Origin of the sequence: Castellaniella sp. FW104-7C03 (genome assembly GCF_040276085.1) — a bacterium.
GTDB lineage: Bacteria > Pseudomonadota > Gammaproteobacteria > Burkholderiales > Burkholderiaceae_B > Castellaniella.
In genome coordinates, this window is record NZ_JBELOK010000004.1 from 145,890 (window position 1) to 163,616 (window position 17,727).

Below are 17,727 nucleotides of genomic sequence, written 5' to 3' on the forward strand. Positions count from 1 at the left end.
AAACATCAAGGCGGCACAGTAATCGCTCAATGGCATTGTGTAGAGGAAGCCTACCCTTCCTTCCGACACTGCGGTCAGCAAGGCCTGATCGCGTGGAGTGATCTTCGTTACGTTCAGGGCCTTGAGCCAAGACCGGCGTAAAGTACCATTGCCGTATACAAAGGACTGTACAGGGACAATGACATCATGAACTATCCGAACATCACGATACTGGGTGCAGGCACCATCGGCCTGAGCTGGGCGGCGCTTTTTGCAGCAACGGGCCGAAACGTGAGTGTTTATGATCCCTCTCCTGACACACCTCAGAGGCTTTCAAAGTTCGTCGAGGGCGCCTCGACGACACTGACTGCATTGGGCTGGCACCACGCGGGTGATATGTCGCGGATAACGCTGGTCGCGGATCCAGCAGAAGCGGTCAGGGACGCTGATTTTATCCAGGAAAGCATCCCCGAACGGCTGGCGCTCAAGCATGCTCTCTATGCAGCCATCGAACCCAGACTGAAACCAGATGTCATTATCGGGACGTCAACCTCCGGACTTCGCTTAAGCGAATTACAAACTGGTTTCCAGCATCCCGGCCGGCTTATTCTGGCGCATCCATTTAACCCTCCCCACCTGATACCGCTGGTGGAGGTGATGGAGAACACTCAAACGGACACGGGCGTACTGCAGCGCGCTGTCGATTTCTACCAATCCATCGGAAAAGTCTGCGTGCAGTTGCACAAAGAGGTACCCGGCCACATTGCCAACCGGCTCCAGGCGGCCATCTGGCGCGAGGCAATCCACCTTGCACAAGAGGGTGTTGCCAGCGTCGAAGATATTGACAAGGCAGTTGCCTTTGGCCCAGGCCTGAGATGGGCGGCGTTTGGCCCGACAACCCTGTTTCACCTGGGTGGCGGTGCGGGCGGGATCCGTGCATTCTGCGACCACCTGGGCAGCCACGTAGAAGATTGGTGGAACGACCTCGGCTCACCAGACCTGACACCCGCAGCCGTCGACACGCTTGAAGCCGGGATGAAGCAAGTACTTGCAAACACCAGCAACCAGGATCTTGCCGCGCAACGCGACAAAATGGTGCTGCAGTACATCCTGGCGCGCGCGAAATCATAAGATCAAATAACCGCTTGCCATATGCTTAAGATCTGAAAAACTTTGCAGCTGCCACACAGTCTGGATAGAATTAAAAACCATAATAAATGCTGTTGATATAACGGTACCAACTAAACCCCACCGCCTGGGCTCTCCCTTCCGGGCGGCGGGGTTTCTACTACAAAGGCCTGCTCATGAAAAAACTTTCCGTGCTTATCCTGGCTGCCGCCCTGCCCTTGCTGACAATGGCGCCCACCACCCAGGCTGCCACCAATGATCTGGCCGCCATCCAAAAGGCCGGCGTTATCCGCATCGGCACCGAAGGCACCTACGCGCCGTTTTCGTTTCACAATCAGAAAGACAACGCGCTGGTGGGCTTCGACGTGGACATCGGTCGTGCCATCGCCAAGCAACTGGGCGTCAAGGCAGAGTTTGTTGAAGGCAAATGGGACGGCCTGATCGCCGGGCTGAACGTCAACCGCTACGATGTTGTCATCAACCAGGTGGGCATCACGGCAGAACGCCAGGCCAAGTACGATTTTTCCAAGCCGTATATTTCCTCGGCCGCCGCACTCATCGTCCGCGACGACAACACCTCGATCCACAACTTCAAGGATCTGAAAGGCAAGCGCTCGGCCAACACCATCACCAGCAACTTCGGCAAGCTGGCACAGAAATACGGGGCTGAAGTCGTGCCGGTGCAAGGCTTCAACGACGCTATCGCGCTGCTAACCTCCGGACGGGTGGACGCCACCATCAATGACGAGCTGTCCTTTCTAGACTTCAAGAAGCAGCAACCAGCCGCCAAGGTTCGGGTTGTGGCCACGGACACCAGCGCCGAATTCAGCCAATCGGGTGTGCTGATGCGCAAGGACCAGCCGGCCCTGAAAGCCGCTGTCAACAAGGCTCTGGACGCCATCCGCGCAGACGGCACCTACAAGACCATCTCAGAACGCTACTTCGGCACCGATCTGTCCTCCCGGGTGAAGTAAGCTTGGTGATTTATACTGCGACACGATCTGCAAGGAGCACCCGACCGTGCCAGACTGGCTGCATCTGATGGCAAACTCCCTCTGGCCGCTGCTGGTCGGAGGGATTCAATTCACAGTACCACTGGCAATCCTGTCTTTCCTGATAGGGTTGGCATTGGCTTTTCTGGCCGCCATCGTGCGCCTGTTTGGGCCTCCACCGCTGGTGGCCCTGGTGCGTTTCTATATCTGGCTGATTCGGGGCACGCCCCTGCTGGTGCAGCTGTTTGTCATTTTCTATGGTCTGCCCAGCCTCGGTTTTGTTCTCGATCCGCTGCCCGCCGCCCTGATCGGGTTCTCGCTCAACGTCGGCGCCTACAACGCAGAAGTCATCCGCGGGGCCATCGAGGCCATCCCCCGTGGACAATGGGATGCCGCTTATTCCCTGAGCATGACCCGCGCCCAGGCACTGCGGCGCACGATCTTGCCGCAAGCAGCCCGGGTGGCAGTGCCGCCGCTGGCCAATTCCTTCATCTCGCTGGTCAAGGACACCTCATTGGCAGCCGTCATCACCGTGCCCGAAATCTTCCAGGCGGCACAGCGCATTGCGTCTGTTACCTACGAACCGCTGATCCTGTACACGGAAGCCGCCCTGATCTACCTGGTGCTGTGCTCTTTCCTGTCCAGTGCGCAAACCAGGCTGGAACGCCATTTCAGCCAGCACGCGGTTTTTTCCGAGGGCCAGCGATGATCCAGATGCAAGGCATCCGCAAATCCTTCGGCGGACACAAAGTCTTAAAAGGCGTCAGCGTGACGATCGACGAAGGTCAGGTCACGGCGCTAATCGGCCCCTCGGGCAGCGGCAAGAGCACGCTGCTGCGCTGTGTGAACCTGCTGGAGACCCCCGACGAAGGCACGGTCACCATCGGCACTGAAAGCATTGAATTCCAGGCAGGGCGGCACCCCAACCGGCCCGCTGTGCAGCGCATCCGCCAGCAAACCGGCATGGTATTCCAGAACTTTCAATTGTTCCCCCACCAGACCGCCATCCAGAACGTGATGGAAGGCCTGATCACCGTCAAGCACTGGCCGCGCGAAAAGGCCTATACACGCGCCTGCGAACTGCTGAACAAAGTAGGCCTGCGCGACAAGGCCGACGCCTGGCCTGCCAGCCTGTCGGGCGGCCAGCAACAGCGCGTGGCAATCGCCCGCGCCCTGGCACCCGAGCCACGCGTGCTGCTATGCGACGAACCAACCTCTGCCCTGGATCCAAGCCTCGCAGCCGAGGTTGTGGCCGTGCTTGGCGACCTCGCCGAAGAGGGCATGACCATGCTGATGGCCACCCATGATCTGCGGCTGGCCGCCCAGATCGCCCGCCAGACCATGTTTCTGGAAGACGGTACTATTGTCGAATCAGGCCCATCGCGGGAACTCTTTAAGCATCCGCAAGATCCCAGGACACAGCGGTTTGTCATTACGCTGCAAGGTTGATTCCGAAGCCCACAGCAACAAGCAACGCGCGTCCGACAGAAAATTGAGCAACCGTTATTCGTTCTGATCGGGCGGCGCATCCAGCGTCTGTTCTAGCCGCTCGGCTTGGGCGGCGTCCAGCCGGCCCGTCGTCCGGGCCAGGGCGACACCTCGCACGCACAGGCGGTCATACAGATCGAGCATATCCGGATCCACCGCTTGCAGCGCCTGCCGGTGCTGACGCACGGTGCCGGCATCCCCGCGCGAGATCGGGCCCGGCATGCCGTCCGCAACCCCACTGCGGGCCAGCGACGCCAACGTCCCGCGCAGCAGAGGCAGTAAGGCATCCAGCGCCTGCTGCTCCGTCGCCCCCCAGGACTGCCACAGACGCACGGCCTCGGCCAGCAGCACATGCACATGCTGCGAGGCATAACCGCCCGAAGCGTGATAGCGCGCCCGCACGCCCGGCGGCAAGGTCAGGTCTGCGCATCCCAAGCGCTGCGCCAGCTCATGCAGCCGGATATCTAGCAACGGTTCGGCCGCTTCGATTGCCACAGTGCAACCCGGCAGGCTGCGCACCGCCGCCTGCGGATCGGCACCGAAGGCCTGCATGGGATGAAAACCACCGATCAACGCGCCTGCGGCGGCGGCCGGCTGCAGCACCGCCACGGGCGTCGCACCGCTGCAATGCACCACCCCCTGGCCCGCGTGCCAGCTCAGGGATTCGGCCACCCGAGCGATTGCGGCATCCGGCGTCGTGATGAAGACCAGATCGCAGTGATCGGCCACGTCTTGCGGGTCGCAAGGCAGGCAATCCTGCAGCATCGCGGCCGTGGCTCGGGCACCTTCCGCGCTGCGGCTGCCCACCCGCGCCACGGGCAGCCCAGCCTGCTGCAGGGCCAATGCCATAGCCCGTGCCAAGCGGCCGGCGCCGATAAAGCCCAGCACCAATGCCTCCGGCCCAGACCGATGTTTAGATACAAGATTCATTGCATTCGCCTCTCTTTCTTGAACTGCCACCAGAACACACGCCTATTCCATATCGGTCGCGGTGACGGCGGGGATGTCTGCTGCTAGGGCGACCACCCGGGTTGCATTCGGAACCGTGGCACGGACTCAACAACCATGCGACCTATTTCTGACGTAATCTGCAGCGAACTTGAACATTCTTCTCCGACGCAGGGTGGCGGTCGCTCGCCGGGCCAACCCCGGTGAGAAGACGCTGTTTTGCGTGCTGTCGGATTTGTTATAAATGATCCAGAAACCTGGACACAAGCAGTACATTTTCGCGATGATATTCCAGATATTTGCGCTGCCCACTGGAAAAAGATCCGACATTGGGCAGGTGCTTTGGATCCAATCCCATCCGAACCAATGACTCTTGATGGGCCACAGGCGACACAATGGTCTGACCGTTGCCGTCAAACCCAATAAATCCACGGTCAAACAGATGGTCCATGCTGGGCGTCAAAAGCAACCCATTTTCACCGTCCAGTCGCTCTTCGTTATTGGCGTCACGCCAGGGCTTGCAATGACTGGCCCGTAAGTGCTCTTCACGATCCACACCCGTAATACGGCAGGCATGCTCCAATGCCATGACGCGCTGCTTGAACAATCCTTGCCCGCGACGCGCAAGAACGATCGCTTCCCTCTCAGTTTCAATCAGTGTCGCGTCTGCCTGCACCTGGCTTAGTTCGTGCTCCTCCCATTGCACAAGCCCGACTCCTGTGGCCGTATACATTGGCTGTTCTTCAGCAAGAGAATATCCCATCACTAAACTATGTGCCTCAGCACCTAGCAAATCGATAAGCACTGCTGCAAACGTTTCTGGAAGGCGTGTCAGGTAAACGCTTTGCAGGCCGGCGCCGTTGGGTTGAAGTGGTGCGTATTTCCTGGGCAGCAGCGGTGCCAACACTGCCATGTGATCAGCAGGCCTGGTTGGTAATCGAAGCTCATGGAATTTCACATCAATACGCCAACCGATGTTATCCCAGTAAGCCCCAGCTTGGCCAAACTCTAGGGGCTTCGGGGCTTCGTAGGCATGTGAAGCTGCAATCCCGATTGCGCGGATATTGGTACTGCTGAAAGAAAAGATGATATCGCCCGGCATGACCTCACGCATGAAGTCATAGAACGGGTTCTGCGCTTGGTTTGCTTTGCGTTTGGGCGACCAAAGATAACCGCCTAGCACTTCATGGCGGTATGTTTGATTCTGATTGACCCACCAATAACGCATGCTCGGCTAATCATCCTTTGGGCGACCGAAAAAGCTTAAAGGATACAGCCATAGAAAAAAAGCCGTCTCTATTCAAAATCCAATCTCCTTTTGACACTTCCCCTATTGCAAAGCAGCGTCATCGTGCTAGGATAGTAATAGGTTACTTACTTTTGAGTGGAAGCAATGAATCAACGCGCCAAACACCTTCCCGCCGATGAGCGCCGTATTGCCACGGTAGAGGCAGTGGTGGAGCTGGCTGGTAAACAGAACCCCAGCGACATCACTACGACGGCAATTGCACAGCGTATGGGCTTGACCCAAGGCGCACTTTTTCGTCACTTTCCCAACAAAGATGCCATCCTGCAAGCGGTCATGTCTTGGGTCACGGAACGCTTGTTGGCACGTGTCGACAAAGCCGCGAAAAGCACCTCGTCCCCAATCGAAGCCCTTGAAGCCATATTCATGACACACATTGACTTCGTCTCCAAGCATCCAGGGGTACCGAGGATGCTTTTTGGTGAGTTGCAGCGTTCTGAAGACACCCTCCCAAAACAGATGGCACAAACCCTGAGCCAACATTACGGAGAACGGCTGTGCCGTCTGCTCGAAGCCGGCAAGGCTCAAGGCGAATTGGACCCTGCGTTGGACGTTAAGGCAGCCGCTCTCCTGTTCCTTGGCACCGTCCAAGGACTAGTGATGCAGTCTTTGATTGCGGGAGACGTTGCGCGCATCCGCCATGACGCGCCCAATGTGTTCGCTATCTATCGTCGTGGCATCAGCCGTATGGAAAACACCAAATGAAAAAGGCCGGCAAACTTTCGATTATGGCGCTCGCCATCGTGGCCATAGCACTTGGAGCTGGTTTTATATGGCTGCAGCGCACCAACACAGACGAAAGCCCGCTACGTTTATACGGCAATGTCGATATCCGCGAAGTGCAACTGGCATTCCGTCAACCCGGGCGTATCGCCGAAATGCTGTTTGATGAAGGCGATGCAGTCACCCACGGGATACGACTTGCAACGCTTGACGATCAGCCTTATCGCGATGCCTTGGCGGCAGCGGAAGCTTCTGTGCTGGTCGCACAGGCCGAGCTGGACAAGCTGCGCAGCGGTTTGCGTCCCCAGGAAATCACCCAGGCGCAAGAAGCACTCAAACAAGCTAAAGCCATTGCTGTCAATGCCGAACGCGACTATAAACGCCAAAGCAGCCTGGTGGCATCGGGGGCCAGTAGCCGACGCATCGTCGATGCCGCACGAGCGGCGCGCGATCAGGCCGCCGCCGGCGTCGCGTCTGCTACGGCGGCCCTGTCGCTGGCCACGGAAGGCTTTCGTGCAGAAGACATCGCTGCGGCCGAGGCAAACCTGGCGGCCACGCAAGCCGCTCGTGATCAGGCCGCTACCGCCTTGGCCGATACCGAATTAGTGGCGCCCAGCGACGGCACCATCATCGCACGGGTGCGCGAAACCGGCAGCATGGTGGCAAGCCAAAGCACGGTGTACAGCCTGAGTCTGGACAAACCCGTCTATGTACGCGCCTACGTCGCCGAACCAGATCTCGGACGTATCGCGCCCGGCACAACGGTGCGCGTCACCAGTGACTCCTCCGACAAAACTTATCGCGGTCAGATCGGTTTCATCTCGCCCCGCGCCGAGTTCACTCCCAAGACGGTGGAAACCACAGATCTGCGCACTGACCTGGTGTATCGCTTACGCATCATCATCGATGCGGCCGACAGCGATAAAGGACTGCGTCAAGGCATGCCCGTGACGATCGAGGTGGACACCAAGGCCGACACTAACGCGCGCATAGGAAGCAAATAAGATGCAAGCCGGCACCGCCCCTACAACCACATCGAAAAGTGATGACGTCGCCGTCATCATCGAAGGGCTCGACAAGCACTTCGGCAATATTCAGGCGCTGCAGCGCTTGAACGCATCGATCCACTACGGACGGTTGACCGGCCTGGTCGGCCCCGATGGTGCCGGCAAGACGACCTTGATGCGTATCCTGACCGGCCTGCTTGAACCGAACGCCGGTCGGGTCACCCTAGCGGGATACGACGTAGTACGAGACAACGACGCCATTCACGTCGCCAGCGGCTATATGCCGCAACGTTTCGGTCTTTACGAAGACCTCTCGGTCATGGAAAACATGCATCTGTACGCCCGGCTGCGCGGCATGGATGCCGAGCGTAACACCAAACTGTTTGCCGAGCTGCTGGATTTCACACGGCTGGGTCCGTTCTCCGAGCGCCTGGCTGGCAAACTATCCGGCGGTATGAAACAAAAGCTGGGGCTGGCCTGTGCGCTCATGGCACGGCCCAAGGTGCTGCTGCTGGACGAGCCCGGCGTAGGCGTCGATCCGGTCAGTCGCCAGGATTTATGGCGCATGGTGCAGGCCCTGACCGACGAAGGCATGGCCGTGGTCTGGTCCACCGCCTATCTGGACGAAGCCGAACGTTGCGAAAGTGTACTGTTGCTCAATCAAGGGCAGCTGTTGTTTGATGGCCCTCCACAAACACTTACCGCACAGCTTGAAGGCCGCAGCTTTCGTCTCGAGAACGTGGGTACCGAGCGTCGGGCGGTGCTGACCAAGGCGCTTGATCTCGACAGCGTGAGCGACGGCGTCATCCAGGGGGCAGGTGTGCGCGTAGTATTGCGTGCAGGCGCGCAAGCCGAACAACTTCAAACTCTTGCCGATCAGATCCGGGCGCCATTGACGCCCGTACCCGCCCGGTTTGAGGATGCCTTCATCGATCTTCTGGGTGGCGGGCCAGGCGGCACATCGGCACTGGCCGAGCGTCTATCTCCTGTTGAACTGGGTTCGGACATTGCCGTCTCTTGCCGTCATCTGACCAAACGCTTTGGCAGCTTCACTGCCACCGACAATGTCAGCTTCGAGGTGCAAAAAGGCGAAATCTTCGGCTTGCTGGGTCCCAACGGGGCGGGCAAATCCACCACATTCAAGATGCTGTGCGGCCTGCTCAAACCCACTGAAGGTGAAGCGCAGGTAGTGGGGTACGACCTGCGCCGGGCCACCGGAGCTGCCAAGAGCAAGCTTGGTTATATGGCGCAAAAATTTTCTCTCTACGGCTTACTGTCGGTGCGCCAGAACCTCGAATTCTCGGCCGGCGTATACGGACTGGAAGGCCAGACACGACGCGAACGCATCGAAGAAATGATCGACACCTTCGATCTGGGCAACTGGCTGTCGACCGCGCCCGACGCCCTGCCCCTGGGGCTCAAGCAGCGATTGGCGCTGGCTTGTTCACTGATGCACCACCCTCCCGTGCTGTTTCTGGACGAACCCACGTCCGGAGTCGACCCGATCACACGCCGCGAGTTCTGGACCCACATCAACGGGCTGGCCCGCAAGGGTGTGACCATCATGGTCACCACCCACTTCATGGACGAAGCTGAATACTGTGACCGCGTCGCCATGCTCTCGCGCGCACGTTTGATTGCGCTGGATACACCCGATGCGCTCAAGCAAGGCGCCGCCACCACCGACCAACCAGACCCGACCATGGAAGACGCCTTTATCCATCTGGTAGAAACTGCGGAACAAAACGATGAGGTGAACACATGAGTGGCGTTACACCTCGTACAGACAAAACTTCGGAACCATTAACGAATGTACGTCGATTCGACCTCCAGCGCTTACAAGCCTTGGTCTACAAAGAAAGCCTCCAGGCGTTGCGCGACCCTTCGACACTGCTGATTGCTTTTGTGTTGCCAGTGGTGCTGCTCTTGCTATTCGCCTACGCGGTATCCCTGGACGCCAAACACGTCCGCATCGGTGTGGTGATGGAATCCGAAGGGGCCGCTGCCCACGCGCTGGCAGCGGCGTTTTCCGCTACAGATTATCTCGATGCGCGTTTCGTTCATGACCGCCGAGAAGTGGCCGACATGCTGGTATCTGGTGAACTGCGCGGCTATGTTGTCATCCCTCAGGACTTCGAACAGCGCCTGACTCTCATGGGCAGCGAACCACTCGTACAGATCATCACCGATGGCTCGTACCCCAACACGGCCAATTATGTCGAAAACTACTCACGAGGCGTCGTGCAGTCCTGGCGAAGCGGGCTCGATGTCGGCGCACCGCCTCAAGCTGTCATACTCGAACCCCGCTACTGGTTCAACCCAGAACTGGAGAGCCGACGCGCGCTGGTACCAGGCGCGATCGCCATCGTGATGACCATCATCGGCACCATGCTCACCGCGCTGGTGGTTGCCCGCGAGTGGGAGCGTGGCACCATGGAAGCGGTGTTGTCCACACCTGCCTCAGTGGCCGAAATCCTGATCGGCAAACTGCTGCCCTATTTCGTGCTTGGCATGCTGTCCACACTGGGCGCGACTGCGCTTGCCGTATTCATCTTCGACGTGCCGCTTCGCGGTTCGCTGGCAGCATTACTGCTGTTATCGGCGGTATTCATGGTGCCGGCGCTGGGACAGGGCCTGCTCATCTCATCGTTGGCGCGCAACCAATTCTTGGCAGCACAGATCGCGCTGTTCACAGGGTTCTTGCCGGCCTTTATGTTGTCCGGTTTTCTGTACGAAATTGACGCAATGCCCGTCTGGATTCGAGCCATCACACTGTTGGTTCCAGCGCGATATTTCGTCGACTCGCTCAAAACAGTGTTCCTGGCAGGAGACATCTGGGCAGTATTCCTTCCCAACCTGGCTGCCATGGCAGCAATCGGTATTGTGTTTTTCATGCTTGCCAAGCGTGTCACACACAAGAATCTGGAGTGACGCCATGCTGACCTCCGCCTTCTCATTCACCCGCCTGCGCGCCCAGTTCATCAAGGAAGTGCTCAGCGTGCTACGAGACCCGCGTAGCCGCATGGTGGTGTTCGTGCCACCCATTCTGCAATTGCTGATCTTCACCTTTGCCGCCACACTGGAGGTACGAAACGTCGATATCGCGGTCTACAACCAGGATTCGGGACGATGGTCGCACGAACTGATCCAACGCCTGGACAACGCCGACTTCATCACCCGCCTGCACTGCATCGATAATCGGCAAGAGCTGCATACCCTGATCGATCGCGGCGAGGTGATCGCAGCATTGGCCATCCCTGTGGATTTTTCGCGCCGGATTGCGGCTGGCGACAGCGGGATCGCACAAGTATTGGTTGATGGCCGACGCAGCAACGCGGGTCAGATCACCGTGGCCTACCTGTCCACCATCGCAGCCGATGTCGGCGCCCAGGTCGTGCCCGACGCGCAAACACCGACCCCGATGGTGGTACGCCACTGGTTCAATCCGAACCTGATCTACTGCTGGTTTATCGTGCCAGGTCTGACCGGCATCCTGGCGCTGTTCAGCGCGCTGATGATCACTTCGCTGTCGATTGCCCGCGAACGCGAATTGGGCACCTTCGACCAGCTACTGGTGTCACCCACCTCGACACCCGAAATCATCATCTCCAAGTCGCTGCCGGCACTGGCCATTGGCACGCTACTGGGCCTGTTCATGATCAGCGCGGGCGTGTTCCTGTTCGACATTCCCTTTACCGGTTCCTTCGCTCTGCTGCTGATCAGCCTGGTGCTGTTCATCCTGTCCGTGGTCGGCATCGGCCTGATGATTTCCGCGGTCAGCATGACTCAACAGCAGGCGATCCTGGGCGCGTTTGCCATCGGTGTCCCGGCGGTGCTGATGTCGGGATTTGCCACGCCGGTGGAGAACATGCCGGTGTTTCTGCAATGGCTGGCTCAGGCCATTCCTTTGACGCACTTTCTCATCATTGTTGAAGGCAGCTTTCTCAAGGCTATGCCGCCTGCAGATATCTTCGCAAGCCTTTGGCCGCTTGCACTTATTGCCTTGGTCACTCTGACGATGGCCACCGTATTCGTCCGAGGACGCTTGCAATGACTTTTATGACCACCAACCGTGCACATAACATCGCTGCGTATCGCATCCCGAGACGCTTGCGCCTGGCCACCCTGACCGCAGGCTGCCTGTTGCTGACCGCCTGCGCTGCCGTCGGCCCGGATTATCAGGCACCGTCGGTTGATAGTAGTGAAGGATGGTCCTTGCCGCTAGCGAACGCCTCCAGTCATGCAGATCTAAGCAACTGGTGGGCCGGGCTGAACGATCCGGTGCTGGATCGTCTGATCGCCACAGCCCTGGCACAAAATTTAGACCTGCAACAGGCAGCAGCGAAGATCGACGAAGCCCGCGCCCTGCGCGATCGGGTTGCGGGTGAGCGCCTACCAGCTGTCGGCGCCGGCGCCAGCATCAACCGGCGTCGGCAGAGCGAGAATGGACCTCTGCCGATCGACTCCATGCCCGGCGTGGACGCCACGCAGACTATTTACGATGCAGGCTTTGACGCAGCCTGGGAGCTTGATCTGTTTGGTGCCAGGCAACGCGCTCTGGAAGGCGCGGACGCACGGCTGCAGGCCACCCAAGCCGAGGCACAGGGCGTGCGCATACGCATCGTCGCCGAGGTGGCACGCGATTGGTTTACAGCAGTTGGCACTGAACACGAATTGCGTGCGCAGGCATCCACACTGAACACGCTGCAGCAAACACTCGAACTGACCCGGTTGCGACAAGCCCACGGGGATGCACCGCTTGCTGACGTGGACGTCGCCTATGCACAATGGGCCGCCGCCAACGCACTGACGCCCGACATCCAGGCGCGTCAACGCGCTGCCGTGCTGGGCCTGGGCGTACTGCTGGGCTCTCCACCAGAACGCGAGCTTTCACTACTGAAGGGCCAAATGGGCTCACTCACGTTGCGGACCTTACCTATAGGCGAGCGCGCCGACATACTGCGCCGACGTCCCGACGTTCTGGCTGCAGAGCGGCACCTGGCGGCAAGCACGGCCGATATCGGTGTTGCCACAGCCGAATTGTTCCCCAAGCTATCGATCGGCATCGGCGGCGGGTTTCAGGCGCTTAGCACAGGAAACTGGTTTGATGCATCCAGTTCCCGCTTTTCCATCCTGCCACTGGTGTCCTGGAGGCTGTTCGACGGCGGTCGGGTACGCGCGGAGATCCGGGCCAGCGAGGCGGCTGCCCATCAAGCCGCACTGGCCTACGAGCAGGCCGTACTGGCTGCCTTGGGCGATGCCGAACAGACATTAAGCGACTACCACGCAGGGCTTGCGACCCTGGAGCGTCTTACTGCCGCGTTGAACGCATCGCGTACCAGCTACGAACGCAGCAGAGCGCGCTACGCCGCGGGCGACATGACGCTGGTCGAACTGCTGGTCGTCCAGCGCACTTATCACGAAACAGAAAAAACAGTGGCGCACGCCCATCTGAACGCAGCCGTGCAAATGGTCGCTCTGTACAAAGCACTGGGCGGTGGTTGGGATGCACCAGCACAGTCATCCTTAACACCGCTCTCGGCCGAAGAACATTACCGCATCTACAAAAACCCAGCCCAAACACAAAAGGAGATTAACCATGCAAATTAACATCGGAAATATCGATCGCCTAATACGTATCTTCATCGGCCTAGTGCTGCTGAGCCTACCTTTTTGGCTTGATACACCATGGCGCTGGCTGGGCCTGATTGGTGTCATGCCCTTGGTTACGGGTTTGGCGGGCCACTGTCCAGGATATCGCCTGTTGGGTCGCAACACCTGTTCATCACATAAGCCAGAGTGAGCATTTCATGAAGTTGAGTTTTCTGGGTGCAGCACGCAAGGTCACTGGCTCATGTTTTCTAGTGGAAACAGCAAACGCTCGTTTTCTGGTCGACTGTGGCATGGTGCAAGGCGGACGGGAAGCATCCGCACGTAATCACAAGCCATTCCATTTCGATCCGGAAAAGCGCGCTGGTACCTCAAGCGCTTGCCAGGCAAGGAGAACGTGCGCGTCATCGTCATGGATCTGTCCGAGACCTACCGTGCCATCGCCCGCAAATACTTTCCTAACGCCCTGATCGTAGCCGACCGCTTTCATGTGGTGCGCATGGTCAACCAACACTTCCTGAAGTTATGGCAGAGTCAAGACCCCGAGGGGCGCAAGAACCGGGGGCTGCGCAGCCTCGAACGGTGTGATTAACCGCGTCTGATGAATGTTGATCCCCCGATTATGGGGTAGAGCCTAAGCTGGTGCCCGGGGCCGGAATCGAACCGGCACGCCTTGCGGCGGGGGATTTTGAGTCCCCTGCGTCTACCAATTTCACCACCCGGGCAGGGTCGGGATGGCTGAATGCCAACCCGGAAACGGATGGCCATTATACGGTGTTTTTTGGTTTTGTCTCCTGGCGGCGCCAGGCACCGGGGCTGCGACCATAACTGGCCTTGAAACTGCGCCCCATGTGGGCGGCGTCCGAGAACCCGCAATCGGAGGCAACCGTGGCAATGCTTTTGTCGGTTTCGCGCAGCAGCCAGCAGGCCTGCTGCAGGCGGGCCTCGCGGGCGCACGCCTGTGGGCTGGTGTGCAGGTGCTGGCTAAACAGGCGCTGCAGCTGGCGGGGCGACACACCCACGTGGCTGGCCAGCTGGGCCAGCGTAAGAGACTGACCGGCATATTGCTGTATCAGCAGCATGGCGCGGCGCACGGCGGGCGGGCTGTCTGCGGGCACCCCGGCAGGCGGTGGCTGTACCTGGCTGTGGGATTCTCCTGTCTGGATCTGCAGGCCGCGCAAGGCACGCTGAATATTCGCCGTGGGCAGGTGGCGCGCCAGAATGCGGGCGGCAACGTCCACCACGGCGGGGCCGCCCGCGCAGCTGATCCGGCGGCGGTCGAACACCGTGGGTCTGTCGGTGACCAGGGCCTCAAGTGGCCAGGATGGATAGGCGGCCAAAAATTGCCGGTATAGCCCGCCGGGTACACACAAGCGATGCTGCGCCATCACGCCCGCCTGAGCCGTGGCAAACACGCCGTTGGCCAGGGCAACAATATGGCAGCCCGCCTTGGCGGCCTGACGCAACCAGGACATCAGGCCGGGCGAGTAACCACCCGCAGGAGCCTGCGGGCCGCCCACCACCACAATGTAATCAAAACGGGCTGGATCTCCGGGCAAATGGGTGGGTGTTACTTGCACACCACTGGCGGAGCGCACGGGGATCAGGGTATCGGCCACGACTTCCCAGGCGCAGGGCCCATCGGCATCGGTTTGGGAGTCCAGCATCCCCAATAAATCTGCAAAAGCCGCCAGTGCCCCCATGGCAAATTGCGGCAACAACACAAAGCCCATTCGCAGCAAGATGGGGGGAGAGCTGTCTGTCGGATTGACAAACACATTATTGATGTCGTTATTATTCATTTTATTCCAATCCGCGTCGTTATAATTCTAAATAAAATCACCTACACCAAAATGAAATTTACCTAGATACTAAAATTTACCCTTAAGGATAATATTTATACATAGAAAATGTCGTATTTATGCAAGATAGATTATGACAAATGTCTAGAATCGTAAGCCATCCAAGGTGGGTGTCGAGATGGCCTCAATTTGCAAGCCAGCCGCGCCAGGGTGGGTATCCCTATTCTCAGGTGTACATACCATCAACTGGCGTTTCTCACCGGCAACTGTAGGGTTTTTGGGGGCACCATGGCTTTATCTGTGTTTGACATTTTCAAGATCGGCATCGGGCCGTCCAGCTCGCATACAGTGGGTCCGATGCGCGCCGCACGCAACTTTGCGCGCAACCTGCAAGATCGCCAGGTCTTGGGCCAGGTGGCCACGCTGTCCATCCATTTGTATGGCTCGCTGGCCGAAACCGGTGCGGGGCATCGCACCGACATGGGGATCATGCTGGGCTTGATGGGTGAGGCTCCCGATACCGTGGATCCCGCCGCCATCAGCGGGCTGATGGACCAGGTTACGCAAACCGGGCAGTTAAGGCTCTGGCATCAGCACAGCATTGCCTTTGATCCTAAAACCGTGTTCTCCGGGCGGGTACAGCCGCTGCCCGAGCACCCCAACGGGATGCGTTTTATTGCTCTGGATGCACAGGGGGCACCGCTTCTGGATGAGCGCTACGTATCGATTGGTGGCGGGTTTATCCGCGCATTGGACAGCATCGAAACAGATGAAACCGTGCCCGAGCACGAGCCCATGCCCTACCCGTTTGCGCACGCCAATGAGTTGATGGCGCAATGTGCCCGGCACAATCTCACCATTGCACAGCTGATGATGGCCAACGAAGCCACCTTGCGGCCCACCACCGAAGTGCGGGCGGGTGTGCTGCGCATTGCGCGGGTCATGGACGATGCCATCGACCGCGGCTGCGGGCTGCAGGGGTCGCTGCCAGATGCCATTTTGCCGGGCGGGCTTAAGGTAAAGCGCCGGGCACCCGCGCTGTATCAGGAACTACTGTCCAAATCGCGCTCACGCGAGCCGGGCAGTACGCGTGCCCCCGCACCAGTCAATCCCGACGATGTGATGTTTGCCATGGATTGGGTCAATCTGTATGCCATGGCTGTCAACGAGGAAAACGCCGCCAGCGGCCGGGTGGTCACGGCCCCCACCAATGGGGCATCGGGCCTGCTGCCCGCCGTGTTGCGCTATTACCGCACATTTATCCCGGGCTGGTCTGAAGACGGCGTGGTGGATTTCTTACTCACTGCCGCCGCCATCGGCTTTTTGTACAAAGAAAACGCTTCCATCTCGGGCGCCGAGGTAGGTTGCCAGGGTGAGGTGGGCGTAGCGTGTTCGATGGCGGCAGGCGGGCTTACCGCCGTGATGGGGGGTTCGGTGGCCCAGATCGAAAACGCTGCCGAGATCGGCATGGAGCACAATCTGGGCCTTACCTGCGATCCTGTCGGCGGGTTGGTTCAGATCCCCTGCATCGAGCGCAATGCCATGGGTGGCAACAAGGCGATCAATGCTTCGCGGCTGGCCATGCATGGCAACGGTACACACCATGTGACGCTGGACATGGTGATTGAAACCATGCGTCAAACTGGCGCCGACATGAAATCCCAATATAAAGAAACCTCACGCGGCGGGCTGGCGGTCAACGTGGTGGAGTGCTAAGGCACAACCAAGCCAGGCATCAGGCAGGCGGCGCGTTGGCAGCGCGCACCACACCGATGCTGGCTGCCACCACCAGGCCCACGCCCAGGATCTGCTGGCCATCCATGCTTTGCCCCAAAATAAGCCAACCAGCCACTGCGGCGATGGCGGGCTCCAGGCTCATCAGCACGCCAAAGGTGGCCGCCGACAGGCGGCGCAAGGCCTGAATTTCAAGAATGTACGGCACCAGCGGCACCAGAATGGCCAGGCCGGCTGTCAGCAGTAGCTGCCGGGCCGGAAACACCAGGCTGCCAGTTTCTGACGCAGCAAAGGGCAGTGAAAACAGCGCGGCCACCATCAGGGATACCGTCAACCCTTGCAAGCCGGGAAACACGCGCCCTACCCGCTTCATCATCACAATGTAAGTAGCCCAACCAGTAGCGGCCAGCAGTGCATAGCCAATGCCCAGCACATCCACGCCACCCAGCCTGGCATCGCCAATGGCCAGCAGCACGATGCCGGCGGCGGCCAACACAGGCCACACCAGGGCGCGCCGGCCACGGGCACCCACGGCAGCAACCAACAGTGGGCCGCAAAACTCAAGTGCCACAGCCAGGTGCTGGGGCAGGCGCTCGATGGCCATGAAAAACGCCAGGGTCAGCACCGCCATGCCCGCCCCCAGGATCACGGCCGCTTTCCATTGGACGGCCGTCATGCGGTGCAAGGGCGGGCGCACCACCACCAGCAAAGCCAGCGCCGCCCAACCCAGGCGCAAGCTGGAAGAGCTCAGCGGCCCATACACTTCGATTACCGGCACAAACAGGGATACCCCCAGTTGTACGCTGATGATGGACACCACAGCCATCAATACCGCCCACAGATGGCCTGTCGGGCGGGAAGGCTTGCTATCCTGGGTTTTTGCCTGCGGATTTTCGGCTGATGGGCGCGGTGATGTGCGCACAGCGGGTGCGGCCGAAGACGAATGGCGGGCCTTCACTGAAGCACTTTGGCGAGCGGGCAAAAATGGCTTATCGTTGAACACTGAAAAT

Annotated in this window: 17 protein-coding genes, 1 tRNA gene and 1 pseudogene; 14 read left to right on the forward strand and 5 right to left on the reverse strand. The window is 59.3% G+C overall.

Going from position 1 to position 17,727, the window contains the following annotated elements; genetic code table 11:
- Positions 1-186: 186 nt before the first annotated feature.
- The 4 genes from ABS758_RS06220 (at position 187) to ABS758_RS06235 (ending at position 3,548) form a co-directional block, all read left to right on the forward strand.
- Positions 187-1,110, forward strand: a complete 924-nt coding sequence (locus ABS758_RS06220) for a 3-hydroxyacyl-CoA dehydrogenase family protein (RefSeq protein ID WP_350381904.1) — start codon at positions 187-189, stop codon at positions 1,108-1,110.
- Between the two features lie 173 nt (positions 1,111-1,283).
- On the forward strand, positions 1,284-2,081 hold the full coding sequence (locus ABS758_RS06225) for an amino acid ABC transporter substrate-binding protein (RefSeq protein WP_350381903.1): 798 nt from the start codon (positions 1,284-1,286) through the stop codon (positions 2,079-2,081).
- A gap of 46 nt (positions 2,082-2,127) precedes the next feature.
- Positions 2,128-2,808 carry an amino acid ABC transporter permease gene (locus ABS758_RS06230; RefSeq protein ID WP_350381902.1) on the forward strand — a complete coding sequence of 227 codons (681 nt, stop codon included), beginning with the start codon at positions 2,128-2,130 and terminating at the stop codon, positions 2,806-2,808.
- Positions 2,805-3,548 (forward strand): amino acid ABC transporter ATP-binding protein, encoded by a 744-nt coding sequence (locus ABS758_RS06235; protein WP_350381901.1) that lies wholly within the window; start codon positions 2,805-2,807, stop codon positions 3,546-3,548. Before ABS758_RS06230 ends, ABS758_RS06235 begins: the two co-directional genes overlap by 4 nt.
- A gap of 54 nt (positions 3,549-3,602) precedes the next feature.
- Here ABS758_RS06235 and ABS758_RS06240 read toward each other — a convergent pair whose 3' ends face one another.
- Both ABS758_RS06240 and ABS758_RS06245 read right to left on the reverse strand, forming a co-directional pair.
- On the reverse strand, positions 3,603-4,517 hold the full coding sequence (locus tag ABS758_RS06240; protein WP_350381900.1) for a Rossmann-like and DUF2520 domain-containing protein: 915 nt from the start codon (positions 4,515-4,517) through the stop codon (positions 3,603-3,605).
- Positions 4,518-4,773: 256 nt separating this feature from the next.
- Positions 4,774-5,763: an HNH endonuclease gene (locus tag ABS758_RS06245; RefSeq protein ID WP_350381899.1), complete on the reverse strand. Its 990-nt coding sequence runs from the start codon at positions 5,761-5,763 to the stop codon at positions 4,774-4,776.
- 165 nt (positions 5,764-5,928) lie between these two features.
- Here ABS758_RS06245 and ABS758_RS06250 point away from each other — a divergent pair, with 165 nt between their 5' ends.
- From ABS758_RS06250 to ABS758_RS06290, 9 genes and pseudogenes are all read left to right on the forward strand, one after another.
- The gene (locus tag ABS758_RS06250; protein WP_350381898.1) at positions 5,929-6,546 is read left to right on the forward strand and encodes a TetR/AcrR family transcriptional regulator; all 618 of its coding nucleotides are present in this window, start codon (positions 5,929-5,931) and stop codon (positions 6,544-6,546) included.
- On the forward strand, positions 6,543-7,568 hold the full coding sequence (hlyD, locus tag ABS758_RS06255) for a secretion protein HlyD (RefSeq protein ID WP_350381897.1): 1,026 nt from the start codon (positions 6,543-6,545) through the stop codon (positions 7,566-7,568). Before ABS758_RS06250 ends, hlyD begins: the two co-directional genes overlap by 4 nt.
- 1 nt (position 7,569) lies before the next feature.
- Positions 7,570-9,336 carry an ATP-binding cassette domain-containing protein gene (locus ABS758_RS06260; RefSeq protein ID WP_350381896.1) on the forward strand — a complete coding sequence of 589 codons (1,767 nt, stop codon included), beginning with the start codon at positions 7,570-7,572 and terminating at the stop codon, positions 9,334-9,336.
- Positions 9,333-10,502 carry an ABC transporter permease gene (locus ABS758_RS06265; protein ID WP_350381895.1) on the forward strand — a complete coding sequence of 390 codons (1,170 nt, stop codon included), beginning with the start codon at positions 9,333-9,335 and terminating at the stop codon, positions 10,500-10,502. Before ABS758_RS06260 ends, ABS758_RS06265 begins: the two co-directional genes overlap by 4 nt.
- Before the next feature lie 4 nt (positions 10,503-10,506).
- Positions 10,507-11,625 (forward strand): ABC transporter permease, encoded by a 1,119-nt coding sequence (locus ABS758_RS06270; protein ID WP_350381894.1) that lies wholly within the window; start codon positions 10,507-10,509, stop codon positions 11,623-11,625.
- Positions 11,626-11,630: 5 nt separating this feature from the next.
- Positions 11,631-13,181, forward strand: a complete 1,551-nt coding sequence (locus ABS758_RS06275) for an efflux transporter outer membrane subunit (RefSeq protein WP_492304497.1) — start codon at positions 11,631-11,633, stop codon at positions 13,179-13,181.
- On the forward strand, positions 13,171-13,374 hold the full coding sequence (locus ABS758_RS06280; protein WP_350381892.1) for a YgaP family membrane protein: 204 nt from the start codon (positions 13,171-13,173) through the stop codon (positions 13,372-13,374). The genes ABS758_RS06275 and ABS758_RS06280 overlap by 11 nt, the downstream gene beginning before the upstream one ends.
- A 7-nt stretch (positions 13,375-13,381) precedes the next feature.
- A pseudogene (locus tag ABS758_RS06285) lies at positions 13,382-13,534 on the forward strand (MBL fold metallo-hydrolase); the annotation flags it as partial.
- A gap of 26 nt (positions 13,535-13,560) precedes the next feature.
- Positions 13,561-13,773, forward strand: coding sequence for a transposase (locus ABS758_RS06290; protein WP_417276403.1), 213 nt, complete (start codon positions 13,561-13,563; stop codon positions 13,771-13,773).
- Between the two features lie 48 nt (positions 13,774-13,821).
- On the opposite strand, the gene ABS758_RS06295 is transcribed toward ABS758_RS06290, so the two are convergent.
- Positions 13,822-13,906, reverse strand: a tRNA-Leu gene (locus ABS758_RS06295).
- 42 nt (positions 13,907-13,948) lie between these two features.
- Entirely contained in the window at positions 13,949-14,983 is a 1,035-nt protein-coding gene (locus tag ABS758_RS06300; RefSeq protein WP_350381891.1) for a GlxA family transcriptional regulator, read from the reverse strand.
- 288 nt (positions 14,984-15,271) lie between these two features.
- Between ABS758_RS06300 and ABS758_RS06305 the strand changes: the two genes are divergently transcribed.
- Complete coding sequence (locus ABS758_RS06305) at positions 15,272-16,699, forward strand: L-serine ammonia-lyase (RefSeq protein WP_350381890.1); 1,428 nt, start codon at positions 15,272-15,274, stop codon at positions 16,697-16,699.
- A gap of 19 nt (positions 16,700-16,718) precedes the next feature.
- On the opposite strand, the gene ABS758_RS06310 is transcribed toward ABS758_RS06305, so the two are convergent.
- On the reverse strand, positions 16,719-17,720 hold the full coding sequence (locus ABS758_RS06310) for an EamA family transporter (RefSeq protein WP_350381889.1): 1,002 nt from the start codon (positions 17,718-17,720) through the stop codon (positions 16,719-16,721).
- Positions 17,721-17,727 lie beyond the last annotated feature (7 nt).

Excerpts from the sequence above, each read along its gene's own strand:
- ABS758_RS06305 (WP_350381890.1), top strand. The coding sequence starts at position 15,272 with ATGGCTTTATCTGTGTTTGACATTTTCAAGATCGGCATCGGGCCGTCC.
- ABS758_RS06260 (WP_350381896.1), top strand. The coding sequence starts at position 7,570 with ATGCAAGCCGGCACCGCCCCTACAACCACATCGAAAAGTGATGACGTC.
- ABS758_RS06300 (WP_350381891.1), bottom strand. The coding sequence starts at position 14,983 with ATGAATAATAACGACATCAATAATGTGTTTGTCAATCCGACAGACAGC.
- ABS758_RS06270 (WP_350381894.1), top strand. The coding sequence starts at position 10,507 with ATGCTGACCTCCGCCTTCTCATTCACCCGCCTGCGCGCCCAGTTCATC.
- ABS758_RS06275 (WP_492304497.1), top strand. The coding sequence starts at position 11,631 with ATGACCACCAACCGTGCACATAACATCGCTGCGTATCGCATCCCGAGA.
- ABS758_RS06240 (WP_350381900.1), bottom strand. The coding sequence starts at position 4,517 with ATGAATCTTGTATCTAAACATCGGTCTGGGCCGGAGGCATTGGTGCTG.
- hlyD (WP_350381897.1), top strand. The coding sequence starts at position 6,543 with ATGAAAAAGGCCGGCAAACTTTCGATTATGGCGCTCGCCATCGTGGCC.
- ABS758_RS06265 (WP_350381895.1), top strand. The coding sequence starts at position 9,333 with ATGAGTGGCGTTACACCTCGTACAGACAAAACTTCGGAACCATTAACG.
- ABS758_RS06250 (WP_350381898.1), top strand. The coding sequence starts at position 5,929 with ATGAATCAACGCGCCAAACACCTTCCCGCCGATGAGCGCCGTATTGCC.
- ABS758_RS06280 (WP_350381892.1), top strand. The coding sequence starts at position 13,171 with ATGCAAATTAACATCGGAAATATCGATCGCCTAATACGTATCTTCATC.
- ABS758_RS06220 (WP_350381904.1), top strand. The coding sequence starts at position 187 with ATGAACTATCCGAACATCACGATACTGGGTGCAGGCACCATCGGCCTG.
- ABS758_RS06235 (WP_350381901.1), top strand. The coding sequence starts at position 2,805 with ATGATCCAGATGCAAGGCATCCGCAAATCCTTCGGCGGACACAAAGTC.
- ABS758_RS06225 (WP_350381903.1), top strand. The coding sequence starts at position 1,284 with ATGAAAAAACTTTCCGTGCTTATCCTGGCTGCCGCCCTGCCCTTGCTG.
- ABS758_RS06245 (WP_350381899.1), bottom strand. The coding sequence starts at position 5,763 with ATGCGTTATTGGTGGGTCAATCAGAATCAAACATACCGCCATGAAGTG.